General features: G+C 37.4%; 18 protein-coding genes, 2 pseudogenes and 1 riboswitch. Of the genes and pseudogenes, 9 read left to right on the top strand and 11 right to left on the bottom strand.

Translation table 11 applies throughout. The annotated features are described in order from the left end of the window. Positions 1-423 precede the first annotated feature (423 nt). Both BLR62_RS12700 and BLR62_RS12695 read right to left on the bottom strand, forming a co-directional pair. Positions 424-567 (bottom strand): annotated as a pseudogene (locus BLR62_RS12700) (IS3-like element IS655 family transposase); the annotation flags it as partial. A gap of 389 nt (positions 568-956) precedes the next feature. Next, positions 957-1211 (bottom strand): transposase, encoded by a 255-nt coding sequence (locus tag BLR62_RS12695; protein WP_090792436.1) that lies wholly within the window; start codon positions 1209-1211, stop codon positions 957-959. A 151-nt stretch (positions 1212-1362) separates the two neighbouring features. Here BLR62_RS12695 and BLR62_RS01900 point away from each other — a divergent pair. Further along, a pseudogene (locus BLR62_RS01900) lies at positions 1363-1626 on the top strand (transposase); the annotation flags it as partial. Between the two features lie 578 nt (positions 1627-2204). On the opposite strand, the gene BLR62_RS01895 reads toward BLR62_RS01900, so the two are convergent. The 3 genes from BLR62_RS01895 to BLR62_RS12420 form a co-directional block, all read right to left on the bottom strand. Continuing rightward, entirely contained in the window at positions 2205-2882 is a 678-nt protein-coding gene (locus tag BLR62_RS01895) for a hypothetical protein (protein ID WP_090792430.1), read from the bottom strand. 779 nt (positions 2883-3661) lie between these two features. Beyond that, positions 3662-3838 carry a hypothetical protein gene (locus BLR62_RS12425; RefSeq protein ID WP_176759187.1) on the bottom strand — a complete coding sequence of 59 codons (177 nt, stop codon included), beginning with the start codon at positions 3836-3838 and terminating at the stop codon, positions 3662-3664. Positions 3839-3886: 48 nt separating this feature from the next. Next, on the bottom strand, positions 3887-4165 hold the full coding sequence (locus BLR62_RS12420) for a hypothetical protein (RefSeq protein WP_090792428.1): 279 nt from the start codon (positions 4163-4165) through the stop codon (positions 3887-3889). A 279-nt stretch (positions 4166-4444) separates the two neighbouring features. Then, positions 4445-4545: riboswitch (SAM riboswitch) on the top strand. Positions 4546-4675: 130 nt separating this feature from the next. On the opposite strand from BLR62_RS12420, the gene BLR62_RS01885 reads away from it, so the two are divergent. The 3 genes from BLR62_RS01885 (at position 4676) to BLR62_RS01875 (ending at position 6934) form a co-directional block, all read left to right on the top strand. Next, entirely contained in the window at positions 4676-4855 is a 180-nt protein-coding gene (locus BLR62_RS01885) for a YezD family protein (protein ID WP_090792425.1), read from the top strand. 119 nt (positions 4856-4974) lie between these two features. Further along, positions 4975-5520 carry an NADPH-dependent FMN reductase gene (ssuE, locus tag BLR62_RS01880; protein WP_090792422.1) on the top strand — a complete coding sequence of 182 codons (546 nt, stop codon included), beginning with the start codon at positions 4975-4977 and terminating at the stop codon, positions 5518-5520. Between the two features lie 31 nt (positions 5521-5551). Further along, positions 5552-6934 carry an LLM class flavin-dependent oxidoreductase gene (locus BLR62_RS01875; RefSeq protein ID WP_090792419.1) on the top strand — a complete coding sequence of 461 codons (1383 nt, stop codon included), beginning with the start codon at positions 5552-5554 and terminating at the stop codon, positions 6932-6934. A 127-nt stretch (positions 6935-7061) separates the two neighbouring features. Here BLR62_RS01875 and BLR62_RS01870 read toward each other — a convergent pair whose 3' ends face one another. Continuing rightward, on the bottom strand, positions 7062-8858 hold the full coding sequence (locus tag BLR62_RS01870) for a family 43 glycosylhydrolase (RefSeq protein WP_090792417.1): 1797 nt from the start codon (positions 8856-8858) through the stop codon (positions 7062-7064). 194 nt (positions 8859-9052) lie between these two features. Here BLR62_RS01870 and BLR62_RS01865 point away from each other — a divergent pair, with 194 nt between their 5' ends. Then, entirely contained in the window at positions 9053-10219 is a 1167-nt protein-coding gene (locus BLR62_RS01865; RefSeq protein ID WP_090792414.1) for a glycoside hydrolase family 27 protein, read from the top strand. A gap of 158 nt (positions 10220-10377) precedes the next feature. On the opposite strand, the gene BLR62_RS01855 is transcribed toward BLR62_RS01865, so the two are convergent. Together BLR62_RS01855 and BLR62_RS01850 are read right to left on the bottom strand one after the other, a co-directional pair. Next, a complete protein-coding gene (locus BLR62_RS01855; protein WP_090792409.1) occupies positions 10378-11241 on the bottom strand; it encodes an AraC family transcriptional regulator in 864 nt (287 codons plus the stop codon). Between the two features lie 3 nt (positions 11242-11244). Then, positions 11245-11784, bottom strand: a complete 540-nt coding sequence (locus BLR62_RS01850; protein ID WP_090792406.1) for an RDD family protein — start codon at positions 11782-11784, stop codon at positions 11245-11247. Positions 11785-12231: 447 nt separating this feature from the next. Here BLR62_RS01850 and BLR62_RS12505 point away from each other — a divergent pair, with 447 nt between their 5' ends. Both BLR62_RS12505 and BLR62_RS12415 read left to right on the top strand, forming a co-directional pair. After that, positions 12232-12408, top strand: a complete 177-nt coding sequence (locus BLR62_RS12505; RefSeq protein ID WP_218119743.1) for a hypothetical protein — start codon at positions 12232-12234, stop codon at positions 12406-12408. A 343-nt stretch (positions 12409-12751) separates the two neighbouring features. Beyond that, positions 12752-13027, top strand: coding sequence for a hypothetical protein (locus BLR62_RS12415; RefSeq protein WP_090792400.1), 276 nt, complete (start codon positions 12752-12754; stop codon positions 13025-13027). Positions 13028-13344: 317 nt separating this feature from the next. Here BLR62_RS12415 and rpsN read toward each other — a convergent pair whose 3' ends face one another. From rpsN to BLR62_RS01825, 3 genes are all read right to left on the bottom strand, one after another. Further along, on the bottom strand, positions 13345-13614 hold the full coding sequence (gene rpsN / locus BLR62_RS01835; protein ID WP_090792397.1) for a 30S ribosomal protein S14: 270 nt from the start codon (positions 13612-13614) through the stop codon (positions 13345-13347). A 6-nt stretch (positions 13615-13620) separates the two neighbouring features. Beyond that, positions 13621-14022: an AsnC family protein gene (locus tag BLR62_RS01830; RefSeq protein ID WP_090792394.1), complete on the bottom strand. Its 402-nt coding sequence runs from the start codon at positions 14020-14022 to the stop codon at positions 13621-13623. A gap of 129 nt (positions 14023-14151) precedes the next feature. Then, positions 14152-14865, bottom strand: coding sequence for an HAD family hydrolase (locus tag BLR62_RS01825; RefSeq protein ID WP_090792392.1), 714 nt, complete (start codon positions 14863-14865; stop codon positions 14152-14154). Positions 14866-15071: 206 nt separating this feature from the next. Between BLR62_RS01825 and BLR62_RS01820 the strand changes: the two genes are divergently transcribed. Together BLR62_RS01820 and BLR62_RS01815 are read left to right on the top strand one after the other, a co-directional pair. Beyond that, the gene (locus tag BLR62_RS01820) at positions 15072-15305 is read left to right on the top strand and encodes a FeoA family protein (protein WP_090792389.1); all 234 of its coding nucleotides are present in this window, start codon (positions 15072-15074) and stop codon (positions 15303-15305) included. Further along, on the top strand, positions 15292-17001 hold the full coding sequence (locus BLR62_RS01815) for a ferrous iron transporter B (RefSeq protein ID WP_090792386.1): 1710 nt from the start codon (positions 15292-15294) through the stop codon (positions 16999-17001). Before BLR62_RS01820 ends, BLR62_RS01815 begins: the two co-directional genes overlap by 14 nt. The last annotated feature ends 52 nt before the right edge of the window (positions 17002-17053 follow it).

Here is a 17053-nt window from a genome sequence, read left to right as displayed (position 1 = left end):
ACTTTTCATATCATTAAAATGGACAGTCCCAACAAACTCAATCTTAGTCACGTTGAATGTATCTTCTGCTACGGCGATATTGAGGGGGGATCCTTTATAGCTCATAGGGCATTTTATATTGAATGTGTGAAGAGCTACATCAATTAATATGATTTTAAATTCACTTTCACTATTTGTTTGGAACATTTCAAATTCATATAAATTTTCTTGGACATATGCAAACGCACGATGAACTAATGTTGCATTCTTATATGATCAAATCCTATGGCCGATGATTTCACGGTTATATAAATCGACCTAAATTCAAATATAATGCCATCTATGCCCAACACGAATACAGGCTAAGTCACTGAACATTATTTTATGTGTTTCTGATTGATAAAACTCATAGCGTAATAGATTTCCAATCTCAGATTCGTTGACTTATGGTTTCATAGGTTTAAATCGATCAACAATGTATTTTGATACTAAGACTTGTTCTTTCATGATATGTTCAATACGCCGTCGCGAGACGTTCCAATTTTTCTTTGTGAGCTTAACATAAATTTTCGGTAGGCCAAAAATCTTACGACTTTTCTGCTAGGTATCAAAGATAAGCTCATTAAGTTTATCATCGTTATTCTTAGCTTCATAATAGTATGTATTCTTTGGGGTTTGAGACAATAGCACATTGCTGATACCTAATATTTGTGACGCTTTTGACGAATCACATCTACTTTCGTCCCATGATCAGTGTGACTTGCTTTAAGGTATCGTTTTCAGTCGCAAGATTTTGATTATCTTTTCTGAGTTTGATTAACTCTTCTTGTTCAGGTGTTCATTTATCTTTCTCTTCAAAGGAACCACTTTCGCTGTGTTGTTTTAACCATTTATCAGAAGTGAACGAGGTTAATTCATATACCTTGATGACGTTTGCTCTCGGCTTCCCAGTGGCGTGAAGTTGAACTAATTAGGCTCTAAAATCCTTGATTAAACCTCAAGGCTTGAAGAATCTCTTGGCGCCAATACGTAAAGGTTCTGTGAACCCTGTTAAATCCTTCTATTTTGGAAGCCCTCAATTCTTTCAGACATTGGTCGATCTGTTTCGTTGCGGTTTTATGATCACTTTCTCTGAACCAACGTTTCACCCAGTTTTTTAGCTGGTATCCCTCTCTTGACCTTGGATCAATCTGAAGAAGCCTTTCGACCTTCTCCCTCTGTTCTTCGTTCAGGTCGTAATGAGACTACCACAACAGTTTGTTACTCCGTTTCACCTGGCTCCGGCTCTTTTTATCCGGCTCTAAAATATATGTTGGGGTAAAGATACAATCCAACATGTTGCTTTTATAGTAAAGTGATGAGTGATCGACTACTCGCTTGCCGCGGGCACGTCTTGATAGGTTTTATGATCTTGTCAAAGCGTCAGGGGTTGTTGAATTTGAAAGAGCTATTTCAACCTTTCAAAATTGGCAAAAAGAGATTTTAAATAGCTTCGCTTTTGACCTACATAATGGCTATGTCGACGACATTAACAACCAAACTAAAGTTATTAAGCGTAATGCCTTTGGTTTTGGGCGGTTTGCTCGGTTTCGATTAAAAGTTCTATTGCATCATCAATATAAAGATGTGAATATCCGAATTGTATAAAAATAAGGACTGAGCGTTAGCTCACTTCAACATTTGACTTAGAGCCTTTTATTAATGTCTCCCATTACGTCACGCACCGCTTTCTTAAACCACTTTGAAAGATCTATCATGACGATATCGACCCCACTCGTATCATAGGCGTTCAGATATTTTTGATCGTATCCACATCAACGATCAAAGGAGCGTATGAGTCTTGTCACTGTTATACCAGTCCAGCGGGCTGCTCTCGTAAATGAGCTTTTGACCACATACATAAGTGCCTCATTTTGTACAGTGGCCAGCGCTATTTGGTAACGGTTGATCGTTTGTAAACGTTCATAGAACGTCTTGCTACAATCAGAGCATAAATACCGTCATTTGCGAAGCTGGATCGTCACTTTTCCCTGAGGGTCTTGTCTCTTGAATCGACTGGTTTCGATACCTGTGGTCCCACTTTGTCCTATAGATCCCTTTAAATTAAGCTTCGCTAACTCTATACAGATCAAAACAAACATTCAATCTTTTTGAATGTTTGTTTTGATTATTTATATAATTTTAGCAAAGGTTAATTGGTAGTTACAACTTATTTTAAAAATCAACTATGCCGCTGTAATAGTAGCTGGCACATAAAGTACGCAATTCAGTTTAACTCCATTGCCATTATCAACTTTCCCCATAGCCCAACTGATAGCGCCTGAGTAAAGTGCCACAGGTCCTAATGCTTTTGAAGTTACTCTTAGTCCATTTCTAGCTAGAAAACTTTGTATTCCATTAGCAGCACCTAAACCACCAACAAAACCTTGAATTGCAAGATAATCATTCAAATGAGTAACAGCTGATGAAGAAAAATAAATTTGCATTCCCCACCAAGTGTAATCAATATCTATATACTTAGAAGTATCTACAGCTTGAGTAGTAAATTGACCACTTTGTTTATTTTGAACCGATTCAGTAAATTTATCTCCTTTTTTTTCTATATTGTTACTCCAATTTTCTTTTAGTAATTGATTATTTTCTTTTACTAGATTTTTTACAATATTAAACTCTTTTTCACCAATTTCATTTTCCAATTTATCCCCATTATCTATTACAAATTGATTATTTGTCACTGTTATATAATTATCGGCTAAGCTAATGGTTTCCTGTGATAGTTCGCTTTCTGTTGGATTAGATTCATTAATTTCTGCACTTACATGCGATGGTGAACTTGCTCCAATAAATAGAATAACAACTAAAAACGAGATAAATGACTTTTTAAAAAACATACTTAATAACATAAATCCTCCTCTAAATTTTGTAAATAAGTTACATAATTGATTAATTATGTAAATGAAAGGATAAATTATGAAATTAATAAAGTCAAGGTTTTGGGAAAATATTATTATTAATTTTTAACTTTTTCATATGATTAAGCATTTCTGTTCTCGCTATGTATTTAAAAACAAAATAGGGTTATTACATCGAGCTTTATGTATAAAACAATAAATTACAGTAATTTCATGCTGATTAGTAGTACATGGAAGATAGTAAAATACGATTTAGATTAATCAGCACAAAATTTAGCTAAGAGGTTAAAAAATGAATTATTAAAGTACATGGCATCAAAGGCGATTATGCACACGCAAACACTTACTATGAAGATTGAATTGATAATATTGAGATATTAAGTCTGACACTTTCCATGAAAGAACATGAAAGAAAGTGAAGCTACATTTACAGGTGGAGAAGTGTTATCTAATCTTATCAATCCGTTATATGATTTTCGATTTCTTATTTATAATTTTATATGATAATCAAAGCCAGTGTTAACATACACTCTCGATTCCCCAAAAAGTTCTATCAAACGTATCAAAGTTATCGCATTTGTTAAATTCATTTCTATTACTTCTCAAATCAATACACTTGTTTATAATTTTTGTTTTTGCGGGTCTGAATTTTTAAATTCAACTTTATAATAGAGTAGTAAATATCCAAGCTCATAAAAAACATCTAGTTAACAATTCGCAACAGAACGTTGTTAATTAGGGGATATAACTAAAGTTTGATCGTTATTGGTTTATAAGCTATAAGCATCAAACTCAGTATCGAGTGATTTCTCGAATATAAATACACCATTTTTTTCAATCAAGAATATAAGATCTTGATTACTGCGATCACCTATCCCTAGTCTTTCTCGTGCTATTCGAGCTGCCTCATATATTTGAATTGTTCGATCATCAGTGGAATGATTCAAATAATGAATGATCTCATCTCTTATGTGTACGATTTTTGGTGAAGGTAGCTACACATTCTCTGTAATATAATTAACAACACTATCTAAATATGCTACATGCTTTGCCTCAGCTTGTGTTTTTGAAGCAATATTCATTACTTTAGAACGGTATGCAATATTCATCATCGTTATATTTTCAGGTGTGTAATATCGTTTCAAGATATCTTTCTCATAAATATATTTACTTTTAACTTTAAATATAGATTTAAAATTATTAACAATTTGCATCTTTGGTGAGGTATAGTTATTTTCATACTGCCATAAGGCCTGTTCTGTTACTTGTAACATTTCAGAGAGCTGTTTCGTGAATACCCATGCATGATTCGAAGATTTGTTAAATTTTCACCAATAAACATAGCGCTCTCCTCCTTATTTAGTAACCTTCTCTTTTGTGATAATGATACTATTTTACCTTCAAGGAAATAATAAAGTAAGTTTTATTTAATTTTAACTACTAAACAGTTACTTCGCTAATAATTTAAACAATATTTCCATTATTCTGAAAAAATATTGACAATTTTGTGAACATCATTTATTCTGTTAACTACAACTTAATGACAATGATTTTTCTTATCCAGAGAGGTGAAGGGACTGGCCCAATGAAGCCTCGGCAACAGACCAAATGGTACTGTGCCAAATCCAGCAAGCATTTGCTTGAAAGATAAGAAGAGAGCCATTTACTATTTTTCTAGTATACTAACCCCTCTTCTTATCTGAAGAGGGGTTTTTTAATGTCTAGCATATGGAGCGGACAACTGAATGTGCAAGTGAGAATAAAACAAGGAGGGGTCTTACAAAATGGAGAAATTAGATGAATTAAAAGTGAATCATATTTTGTCTGCCTTGGAGAACATAACGTTTGGTTCAGTAGTCATTACTGTACATGATGGCAACATTACGCAAGTGGATACAACGGAAAAGAAGCGGTTTGCATTAACAAAAGGTTCGCCAACAGCGAATCGTAACACCCAAAAATAAATAACATGCTGATTAGACAACTAAAGGCATCTTGAACTTATTGTAGCGGTAGAAGTTTGTGCGCTCTTTAAGAGAAGGTGTCTTTTTTGTATATAAAAAAATAAGAAAGGATGAGTAACATGGGCGAAATTGTGATTTTATCTGGTAGTCCTTCAGAGACGTCTAGGTCTGATGCTGTTTTAAGGTATATGGGGAGTTGGCTGAGGAAAGAAGGTTTTACGATTAAGCATATTTCGATAAAAGATGTTCAAGTGGAAGTGCTGTTTAATGGTGATTATCAACATGATGATATTCAATCGATCGCTTCTTTATTACAAACTGCAAAAGGCGTTGTAGTAGGGTCTCCCGTTTATAAAGCGGCATATACCGGTGTATTAAAAGCTTTACTTGATATATTGCCTCAAGACGTATTAAAAGACACACCTGTTTTTCCGGTCATGACAGGGGGGAGTCATTCGCACGTATTAGCGATTGAATACACATTAAAACCTGTCTTAGCTACGCTTAAGGGAGAGAGTATTCAAGGGGTTTATTTATCAGACGATCAAGTTGATAAGCAACAGATTGAACAGCCGATTACAGATGAGTTGATTATAAAACGGATCAAACATCAGCTTGCGCTGTTTGTAGAGAAGGTCAATGCAAAACATAGCGTTACGATATAATTTAAAAAATCATAAGGAGATGACGTAAACAATGACAAAACGAATCTATTTAAATGCATTTGATATGAACTGTTCAGGACATCAATCACCAGGACTTTGGAAACATCCTGAAGATCAATCTCATCGTTATAAAGATAGCGAATATTGGATTGATCTCGCGAAAACTTTAGAAAAAGGACAATTTGATGCGGTCTTTCTAGCAGACGTACTAGGCACGTATGATGTATACGAGGGCTCAAGAGATGCGGCCGTTCGCCACGGTGCGCAGTCACCTGTTAACGATCCACTTCTTGTGGTGCCATTGATGTCTGCTGTGACGAAGCATTTAGGTTTTGGTGTGACATCATCAGTCACGCATGAACATCCATACACATTTGCCCGTAGAATGTCGACATTGGACCATCTAACAAAAGGACGGGTAGGTTGGAACATTGTCACATCGTACTTAAAAAGTGCCGCTGTGAATATTGGCATGGATGATCAAATCAAGCATGATGAACGTTATGATATCGCTCAAGAATATTTAGACGTTTGTTATAAACTTTGGGAAGGCAGTTGGGAAGATGACGCCGTTGAATTAGATGCGGAAAATGATGTCTATACAGACCCGGCTAAGGTGCATGATATTCAACATGAAGGCCATTATTATAAAGTGCCTGGTGCTCATCTTAGTGAACCATCTCCGCAAAGAACGCCAGTCCTTTATCAAGCTGGGGCATCTAAAAAGGGTCGAGCATTTGCGGGTAGAAATGCTGAATGTATCTTTATTGGCGCACCAACGGTTCATGCAGCCAAACAGTCGGTTACAAAACTAAGAGAGGAAGCCGTGCAGGCAGGAAGAGCACCGGATGAAGTGAAAATTTTGACGATGTTTACGCCTATTGTCGGTAAAACAGAGCAAGAAGCACTTGAGAAGTATAACGATTATAAGCAGTACGTCAGTCATGAAGGTGCCTTAGCTCTATTTGGTGGGTGGTCCGGTATCGATTTATCTGGATTTGAACCAGATGAAAAATTAGAATATGTGGAGAATGATTCCATTCAATCCGTTGTTGAAAACTTTACCAAAATAGACCCTGACCGAGAGTGGACAGCCTCTGATATCAAGGATTATGTAGGTATTGGTGGTATGGGTGTCGCAGCAGTCGGTGATCCTATTCAAATCGCAGATAAGATGGAAGAATGGGTTAACGAAGCGGGTGTCGACGGCTTTAATATTGCCTATGCGATTACCCCAGGCACGTTTGAAGATTTTGTAGAGTTAGTAGTTCCTATATTGCAAGAACGTGGGCTTGTTAGAGAAGGTTACGAAGACTCAACGTTACGTGATAATTTGTTTGGAGAGGGGAGTCAATTAGCCGATCACCATCCAGGTAAGCAATATGCGTTTTCTAATGCTGTCGTATCGAAATAAGTAAGGTTACGAAAAGGTCTATGTGATAAACAAAACCTCTAGGTGGATCGTCCATTTTAAATGATGACGAAGTTCCTAGAGGTTTTTGGGTTGTCGTTGTCAGTATGCTGACTGCAAAGTTTTAAGACTAATGTGGTTTAATTGTCACTGATAAGTTCAATCGACGGTACTTCTCTTGAATATCTTTATCATCTGTTAAATCGAGAACTGGGAAGCCGTCTTTATGAAAATGAACGCGACGAATGCCGCTGCTTCTCGGTCCGTCTTTTTCGACGCGTGCGTGATACGTATTCCAAATTAACCCTTCATCATCTTGAACATAAGCATTATGTCCAGGTCCGCACTCACCTTCTACAGATGCTGTCGTTAATAATGGATAATTGCTTCTCTCCCAATTGCTAACGTCTAATAGATCTGCATGCTTATCAATCGATAACATACCGACACAATACGTGTAGTCAACCAATGCACTAGAGGTTGTGATCATTAATTGATCACCTATAAACAATGGGTAAGGCCCCTCTTCAACGTAGACATGGTTATTGGCCCAACTGAAATCAGGCTTGGATAAAAGGACTTGATCACTGATGAGTTGCCAAGGCTTATCGGGATCGATTTCTCCAATGTAAATCCAAGAGCCTAAATCGTTTGGTATGAGGTCGCGCTGCGCCCATACAACATAGTGTCGGCCGTTTGTCGTCAAGTACGTCATATCCAAGGTCAAACCGATTTCGCTTAAAACTTCTCCATGTTGATTCAAAAATGGGATCGGTTCTTCCCAATCATTTTTGTTGCAGATGTCTCCACCTTTTTTCAATTTCATCACGTGTGCTCTAATTTCATTAAAGCCGTTCGGACTGCTTGCTAAGAAGATATAAAGGTCATCACCTACCATATGAAACTCTGGTGCCCAAAGAAACTGGACCATGTGTGGGTACATACTCGTATTAATGATTTCATATTCGGGCGCTGTCGCTACACCAGCTAATGTCTTTGCACGTCTAACAGATAAACTATTGTTGCCATCTGCGTCGTTGGTCGCAATAAAGTAGTAGGCGTCTTGGTCTTTAAAGATACAAGGGTCAGCACGGTGGAGCGAGAGTGGAAAATAAAACGTCGGTTGCTTGACCTCACCTGTAATCGTGACCGTGCCTTCTTTTGACCAATCAATGTTAGACGTATCCCAGTCTACTGACCGAGTTACTGACGTGTCATCACTATAAAAATAGTTTGCTTTCACTTGCTTTAACTCATCTATGGAACGGACGACAGCCTCTTCAGGTACGTCAACGCCAATGTTTTCTGGCACGGTTAAACGTTCAAACAATTTATCAAAGATTGTTTTTGGGATATCAATCTGATTGATCGGCTGTGCCCCTTCAATGGGTGTCGTGATAAAACTTGAGCTAATGGGTGCTGCTGAAGTCGGTGTAATGTCTATGTCATCAATATTAGAAAATAAAGATTGGTAGGTTTGATTCGTTTTGTCACACCATTTGATACAGTACTTCTGTTCGTTCTTTAAATAGTCGCACGTTACATAGCGAACATGGTTATCTGTTTTTAAGTCAATTAATCCATGTTCTTTGTACTGAAGAAAATCAGTTGTTGTATAGAGTAGCACCTGTCCTTTACATTCTGGATCAGGGCTACCATCTGGTTCCGTTCTGATCGCAACAACCCCATAGCCTGCTTGGTTGTCTAATTCAAAAATATAAGGACTGGTTAAACACTTTGCGTTTAGCGTTCGATTTTCGTTTTCAGTCGCTCTGGCAAAAAGTACGCCTGTATTGTGATTCAATGCTTGAAATGGTTGATCATTGACTCGGTAAGCGAGGTGCATACTGTTGGCTAGCTTGTCTTCGTAAATCCCTACTGGTTTGCGTGTATACGATAATAATTGATAACGATCAGTCGCCTTCATTTAAACGCTTTCACTCCTTCGGGTAAATGTTGCCATCATCATACCACGGTTTTCACAAAGCGTTGATATTATTTTCGCTAAAAACAACATGGATCCATGTATATGCAACATTAAGCCATAGAATGGTTGAAACCACTATGTTTTACTGAATCTATTAAAGCCTTAAATCTTATGGAAAAGGGTGGAATATGATCATGACAGATAATCAATTATTAGGACTGAAGCCTGCGTTAGGTTGGAACTCTTGGAATACGTTCACATGGGATATTAACGAACAACTCATTCGTGATGTTGCCGATCGTTTTGTGTCAGAAGGGTATAAAGATGCTGGTTATGAGTACATCGTCATCGATGATTGTTGGAGTTTAAAAGAACGAGACGAAGATGGAAATCTTGTACCTGACCCAGAAAAATTTCCAGGTGGCATGCGCGCACTTGCCGACTATATTCATGATAAAGGTTTGAAGTTTGGTATGTATTCATGTGTCGGAACTCATACATGTGCCGGTTTTCCCGGAAGCTTCGAACATGAATTCCAAGATGCGAAATTATTGGCAGAATGGGGCGTTGACTTTTTAAAGTATGATTACTGCTTTAAGCCAAGACAGGTGTCGGGTGAATTATTATATAAGCGCATGAGTCTTGCGCTCAAAAATTGTGGAAGAGATATTTTATTCTCTGCGTGTAATTGGGGAGAAGACAATGTCTACCAGTGGATTCGTGAATCTGGTGCTCATATGTATCGTTCGACAGGAGACATCCAAGATAGTTGGGAATCGATTAAAAATTTAGCCCTTTCACAGCTGGATAAAGCGTGTTATACAGGGTCATTCTGTCATAATGATATGGATATGCTTGTTGTTGGTATGTACGGGGATAGCAACGATGGTTTTATTGGAAGTACAATCGGTGGTTGCAGTGATAATGAATATAAAACGCATTTTTCACTGTGGGCTATGATGGGGTCTCCTCTTATGATCGGCTGTGATATTCGTAATGCCAATCAAGTGACAAAAGATATTTTGCTTAATAAAGAATTGCTGAACATTAATCAAGATGTTGAAGGGCGCGGTGCTTTTCGGATTAAACCAGAACCCCAATGGTTCCATTCAGATGATGTTTTTATGCTTGTCAAAGTATTAGCAGACGGTGACCTTGCGATTGGCTTCTTTAACTTAAGCGACTCTCAAAGAGAACTATCTTTGCAATTTTGGGATTTAGGGCTATCTTATGCATCGGGTCATTCACTCGAATTATATGATTGCTGGGCGCATGAACATATCGGTCAATTTAAGGAACGCTATAATCCAGTCGTCCCTGCGAGGGATTGTTTAGTCGTAAGAGCAAAGGTTGTACAATAACATGCCGAGTGACCGCACGTGTCGAAACTGTCGTGTGCCGCTCCAAACAGATGATGTTGCGATCTATTTAAAGCTCGTTTCAAGATCTGCGAAAGATTTTTTATGCATAGACTGTCTCGGTGTTCAGTTAGAATGTGGTCGTGAACCGATAGAGAGGCTCATTCAATATTATCGAGATTCTGGGATGTGTGTGTTGTTTCGTTAACATGACTGACTTGTGTCACATACGCTGAAGGTGTTTGTGACACTGTCTTTTTAAAGACGCGTGAGAAATATAGCGGATCTTTATACCCGACAGAATAAGCAACGGATTTGATAGACAAGTCAGATGAACTCAGCAATTCACAGGCTTGTTCCACTCTATAGCTAGTTAAATAGCTCGAGATGGATAACCCTGTTGCGTCTTTAAACAAACGAAACAAATAACTTCGTTCGATGTTCACAGCATCCACTATATCCGATACTCTTAACGTGTTTTTCCAATAATGATGATGAATAAACTGTTTGGCTTGTTCGACATAATCGATCTGAGAAGCGTGTGTTTTTCTAGGATAATACTCCATATAATAGGACAATAACATGCGTAGTTTAGCATCACAACGTGCTTTAACAAAAGGTTTCATCGGATCGTTCTCCGTAATTTCAAATAAGGATTTTAAGCATTTAGGGCTTTTTAAAGCAATTGGTCTGTCAATCGACAACGTGGTTTGTTCTAATAACCGCATCGCTTCTTCACCATTAAACTCAACCCAAACATACTCCCAAGGATCCTCAGCATCTGGGTAATAGTAAATTTCCATATAAGGAAAGATGATAAAACTATCGCCTGCTTCCAAATGAAAAGTGTCCTTTCTCGTACTAAACACACCTTTCCCCTTAATGATATAGTGCATGGCATAAACATCACGTACACCAGGTCCCCACTTGTGCGCATTGGCAGGCTTGTGACCATAACTGATAAACCCAGACTGATTATGAACGTGTGGATCACTTATTTTGTTTAACGAATGCTGTTCGTTCATCCCTTATATACTCCTCTCAACTTTCACAACTTTGCTTTTAGTTAAAAGATCAGCTAAATGTCGGCTGTCTTTTCTTAAGAAGACCATCAGAATATAACTAATGGGTAAAGCCATCGATAAAACAAAGAACACCATTGAATAAAGCGTATTGAAGTCATGATACATACCATTAATTGTACTCATGTGTCCTAATTGCCAAGGTAGAAATTTGATCGTATTTCTGACTATACTTCTTTTCAATGGCTGATTATTGTAAAGGACTTTTAAGTTTGATTTTCTTTTTCCCCAAGATGCAAAAGGTTCGGATCCTTCCATCATTGAGAAAATAACGATTATAGGAAGAACAGATGTTAAAGTAGCGATCAATTGTGATTGTATGTTTGTGAATTCTGGGATGCCGTCTAAAACTAGAAAGTAAAGTGCCAGTGAAATACTGAGTAAAATTAACAAGTATAAGCAGATAAATAGCCAGTCAAAAAATAAAGCTTTAAACCTAGTCAGAATAACTGAAGTTTCATCGTTTGTCGCTTTATTCGAATTCATGAAAAGCCTCCTCTTTGAATACACTGAACCTCATGTGTTTTAAGAACGAGGCCTCTGAAGCGGTATTAATTGTTATTTTAACATAAAAAAGGAGAAGCGATTACGGTTCTCCTTTTAGCATCTACCAGCTTGATTTTCAACACCAGGAACTTTGTAAGTGAATTTTAAAAATGGCATAAATCGACAATAAAAGTCATGGTGTTATAATTTATTTAACTGTAACATTAGACTTATAATAAATCTTAATTACATTAAGATGTAGGATGAAAAAGATTGTAATTTAGCATGTTTAGCTAAAGTCTCTAAGCAATGTGGTGTAAAACCAACTTTAAAATTGGGGAGGCTAATGGGGATTGACAAGCAAGATAATATTGTATCAGGCAGGATAAAACTAGTCGATCAATTAGGATGCGCCCTAAAGCTATTTACGATCGAAAGTTTTTTTATATGCAAAAGGAATTACTTGTTAAATTGGGTGTTTTCTTTGTTTGTTCTTTTGGATTGATGATATTAACTGGTTATTTGCTTTGGATTCTGAATGTATATAACATTTTTTTAATGCCTGATATTGCTGGAACAATCATTATAATGTTTTCTGAAAAAATTTCAAAATTAAATAAATAGCTATATGACTTAATTTCACAATTGCTATTTATTGATTGGAGGTTAATATGAAATTTATGGAGCAATATTTCACTATTAATTCTAATCGTTGGTCGACAACGGTTAAATATAGTTTAACCATAGGCTTTATTGTTGGACTATTTATGGGTATGGTTACTCTTTTATCTATATTATCTTGATTCGATCGCTATAAAAGCTTTATTTTGTATCATTTAATAATCGACTTAATGCTTATTAGCGGGATGGTTAATTGGTTTAATGGGTGTTGAAAATATAAAACCCACAAAACCCCACGAAACTAGTAAAGGAGGTTTTATTTATTCAATTCTTTTTAGCTTTACTCATGTTTGGCGTCGGTTATATCTACTATAAAGGGTCTGGTCAAATTCTTCTGCAACATATCATTAAAGATTTAAGTTCAGAGGATGCCTTAACATTTCAAAAAAAAATGGCGAAAGGCTTTTTCATCTTAGGTAGCATCATAATTGTCATGTATATTGTGGAATTGACAGATATCCTCGATCGCGATGTATTTGCGACTATTTATATATTATTAGCTGTTCCTCCTATCATTTACCTTTTTAATACAAGAAAGAATCAAGATAAGGAGAAGTCTTAAAGCAATGGTATTTTGATCGTTCAGCATACTGATTAAAATTCAATGGCATAGAATACAGATCATTCGCTTTTCAATCCATCAAATGATGATACCATTCATGTAAAGTTTTTCGGTTTCTTCTGGATCTTTCAGATTAAACAGGACATCCATTTTAAGACGCATCTTATGCGTTTTTTCTTGCATTAACCCCCACTCTTAACAAGCCAATACAGAACAACCTAACACTTGTTTATTATTTATTTGAATGAATTTTATAACTTCAATAATATTTGCCCAAAGACGAAAAGGAGAACCAATTAAGGTTCTCCTTTTAGGAGCTACCAGCTTGATTTTTTAACACCTGGAACTTGCCCTTTATGAGCTAGATCACGAAATGCGATTCTAGATAATCCGAATTTACGTATGACTCCACGTGGTCGACCGGTGACTTGGCAACGACGTGTGAGGCGTGAGGGTGCCGAGTCTCTTGGTAATTTTGATAAACCAATGTAATCGCCTTTAGCTTTTAGTTCACGACGTTTTTCGGCATAGTGTTCAATTAGTGCTTCGCGCTTTTTTTCTTTAGCGACTTTTGATTTTTTAGCCATGTGCTGTCATCCCCCTTTCTGATTTTTCTTTGTTTTAAGATGCGTTTGGCTTTGCATCGCTAATAGGAACGTTTTGGTATCACCAGTAAAGTGTGATGCCTGATGGGGGAGTGAGTTGGATACATCGATCCAATGTAAGTGCTTTGCATCACGATGAACGGTGTCGTTCAAGACTTTTTCAAGACGTTGCATGCGTTTATAGACTTCAGACTCTGTTAAATGCAGTGTTTTGGCCGCCATAAGAAAGGGACGCTCTCTCTGCATTAAATCAAGTAAGTCTTGTTCAGATTGTGCTTGTTCGATTAGCTTCGCTTCAAACGTCTCATAGGTTCTTAGCAACGTTTGATCATCAGCTGGTTGTTTCCGAATCGCCCGTTTACGAAGGTATTCGTATTTTACGCGCTGCATGTAAGCTCACTCCCCGTTTTAAATCATAATCATTACGATTTATTCATTAAAACATATAAAGTTTAGTTTGTAAAGCGTAATAGTTACGATTTGAGTCGAAATAAAAAAGCTCTTCATGATCGATGAGCATTAAATCGTATAGTCAGTTAAAAGTGTGTCAGCCAATCCTTCAGCACTCTTTACTTCTTTGTCAGCTTGATACAGACTCTCTGTGTCAGGCTGTCTTTTGCGATGATTCATCCAAACGGCTTGCCATCCTACTTGTTTGGCGCCGATAATATCTTTTTCAAATGAATCCCCAACATAAACGCATGCCTCACTCCGAGCATCAATGGCTTCTTCTACGTGTTTAAAAATATCTGGGTGAGGTTTAGCTACACCATAAGCGCCAGATATAAAGATATGATCGTTAGGAATCCAACGTGTTAAATCAAGTTGCGTGATCTTCATTCGTTGGTGCTTTTCTTCTCCGTTTGTTAAGACAGCCAGTCGAACGGGTTTCTGGCTTAACTGTTCTAGCAGTCTTTTTACTTCAGGGAAAAGTGTAATGTTCGCTTGAGCCTCTTTGTATCGTTCATGAAAGGCGAGCGCTTTTTTGTCATCGATTTCAATCCCGTAATCGAAGAGTGCTTTTGAAATACGTCCCGTTTGCCAGTCGAGTACAGAAATCTCACCCTTTTCACTTTGATCAAATAAGTCTTCACTATATTCGCGGCTCGTTCGATAAATCCGATCAATCTCATCATAGCTATACGTATCATCAATCAACGCTTTAAAGGTGTCGTGAAAGGATTGCGCTTGATCATATAATGTATCATCAACATCAAAAATAATAGTTTTCATCACTAAGTCTCCTTCTCATTAACGCCTAATCTCTTTTTAAGTATACCAATTCAGTCTATCAAATCAAAAACGTTTTTTTCTTACAGGTTTACAGCCACATTTTTCTCAATATGTTCATTATTTCACAAAATGTTCACACATTTATCGGGATATTCTGTTATTATCGATAATGAGAATCGTTATCAATTAAAAGGTGGGTGTTAGGTATGTTTCCTCTCAATCAGAGTTGTCCTAAAAAAACGTATTGTGTGATGGATTGTCCAGATCATCCACGTTTGGAAGCATTAGGTATTCATTCTAAAGGGTGTTTTACGTGTGTTAGCCATTCAGCTTTTAAAGGGCCAGTGATCGTTGAGGTTAATAAGCGACAAATTGCCATTGACCATCAATTGGCGAGAAAAATTAGAGTAAAGGAATGGACAGAAGATGTCTTGTCATAATCAAGAAGAAGTACGAAAAGGTGAGTCTCATACATTGCTAGTGGGTCGACCTAATGTCGGAAAGAGTGTTGTTTTTTCTAAATTAACCGACCGGCATGTTCAAAGTGCCAATTATGAAGGGACAACGGTCGATGTCTTACAAGCTCATATAAGTCATAAACAAAAGTCACACCTTTTAACAGATGCACCTGGTGTGTACCTGCTTGATGGTGAGACAGAGACAGATCAATTAACCCATCATTGGTTGGAGCAACCTAACACAGATTTAGTCGTTGTTCTAGATGGAACGCAACTTGAGCGAGAGCTTCCTTTTTTATATCAATTATTAAATAAACAAAAGCCAACATTGGTTTTAATCAACTTTAGTGACCTGGCTATGAAGCGAAACATTTCTGTTGATGTCGATGCATTAAGTGAAAAGCTAGGTGTTCCGTTTTTAATGATCAAAGCAACAGACAATGATTGGGTAGAAAAAGCAAAAGAACAGATTTTCAGTTTAAAAACGCAAGACGTTAATCGAACGCTACCGCCACTTGTAGAAGCACTCCGAACGATAAAACGTGAACCATCAGAGACATTATGGAGCGATCGACTCAATCATCTGTTGATTCATCCAGTCTATGGGCTGTTCTTTTTATTTTTCTCGATGGCATTAGCGATAGGATTTGTCGTTGGAGGCGGAAAAGCCATTCGATCTGTCATTCTACTTCCTCTTGTTAATGGTGTGTGGCGGCCCTTTATTGAAGGATTGATCACACAACTGACGAGTGATGGTCTTTTGCAACAGTTATTAATTGGAGAATATGGTGTGTTGATTAAAGGCATTGAGTGGCCATTTGCATTGATTTTGCCTTATGTCTTTTTATTTTATATTATTCTCTCTTTATTTGAAGATACAGGTTATCTTGCGCGTGTTTCGGTATTACTAGATGGGTTATTTTCAAAAATGGGCTTACCTGGACAAGCAATTGTTCCATTTATGCTCGGTTATGGCTGTTCGGTTCCAGCGATACTTGGTACGCGAACGCTTAGATCAAGAAAAGAGCGTCTAATGGTGACGATGATGGTATCCGTCGGTGTGCCTTGTACCGCACAAACAGGTGCTTTTATCGCACTACTGGGGGATCGGTCACTTTTGGCCTTAGGTTTTGTTTTTCTTATGTCTATAATTGTGATTGTTTTCACAGGGTGGATCATGCATAAATTCTTAAAAACAGAACGAGAGCCTGTCATTATCGATTTACCGCCACTTTTAATGCCGGACCGGACAGCGTTTATTAAAAAATTAACGTATCGGATGAAGCATTTTATTTTTGAAGCTGAGGTACCGATGGTGTTAGGGATCTTACTGGCAGCATTTTTAGTCGAAACGAATGCCCTTGTTGCGATCAGTTCATGGATTGAACCTGTCATGGTCAATCTATTAGGTCTGCCAAAAGAGGCAAGCCTTGCGCTTTTACTTGGGATTATCAGGCGTGAGCTAGCTGTCATGCCACTACTTGAAATGGATTTAACCACGCTGCAATTAACAACGGGTGCGATGATTGCGCTCTTTTACTTACCGTGTTTGTCCGTTTTAATGGTGATCATTAAGGAATTTAAATTGCGTTTTGGCATCCTTGTCTTTGTTTCAACGATCGGCATCGCGCTCGTTGTCGGAACGCTTGTCAATCAAATCGGCCATTTAGTGTTATAAATTTATGAAAAAGGAGGCGGGGCGCTGGCGATTGTTTGCTAGCATTTTAATC

The organism is Pelagirhabdus alkalitolerans (genome assembly GCF_900096905.1).
Lineage (GTDB): Bacteria > Bacillota > Bacilli > Bacillales > Amphibacillaceae > Pelagirhabdus > Pelagirhabdus alkalitolerans.
Note: the sequence above shows the minus strand (reverse complement) of the source record. Positions and strands in the feature narration are given on the sequence as shown.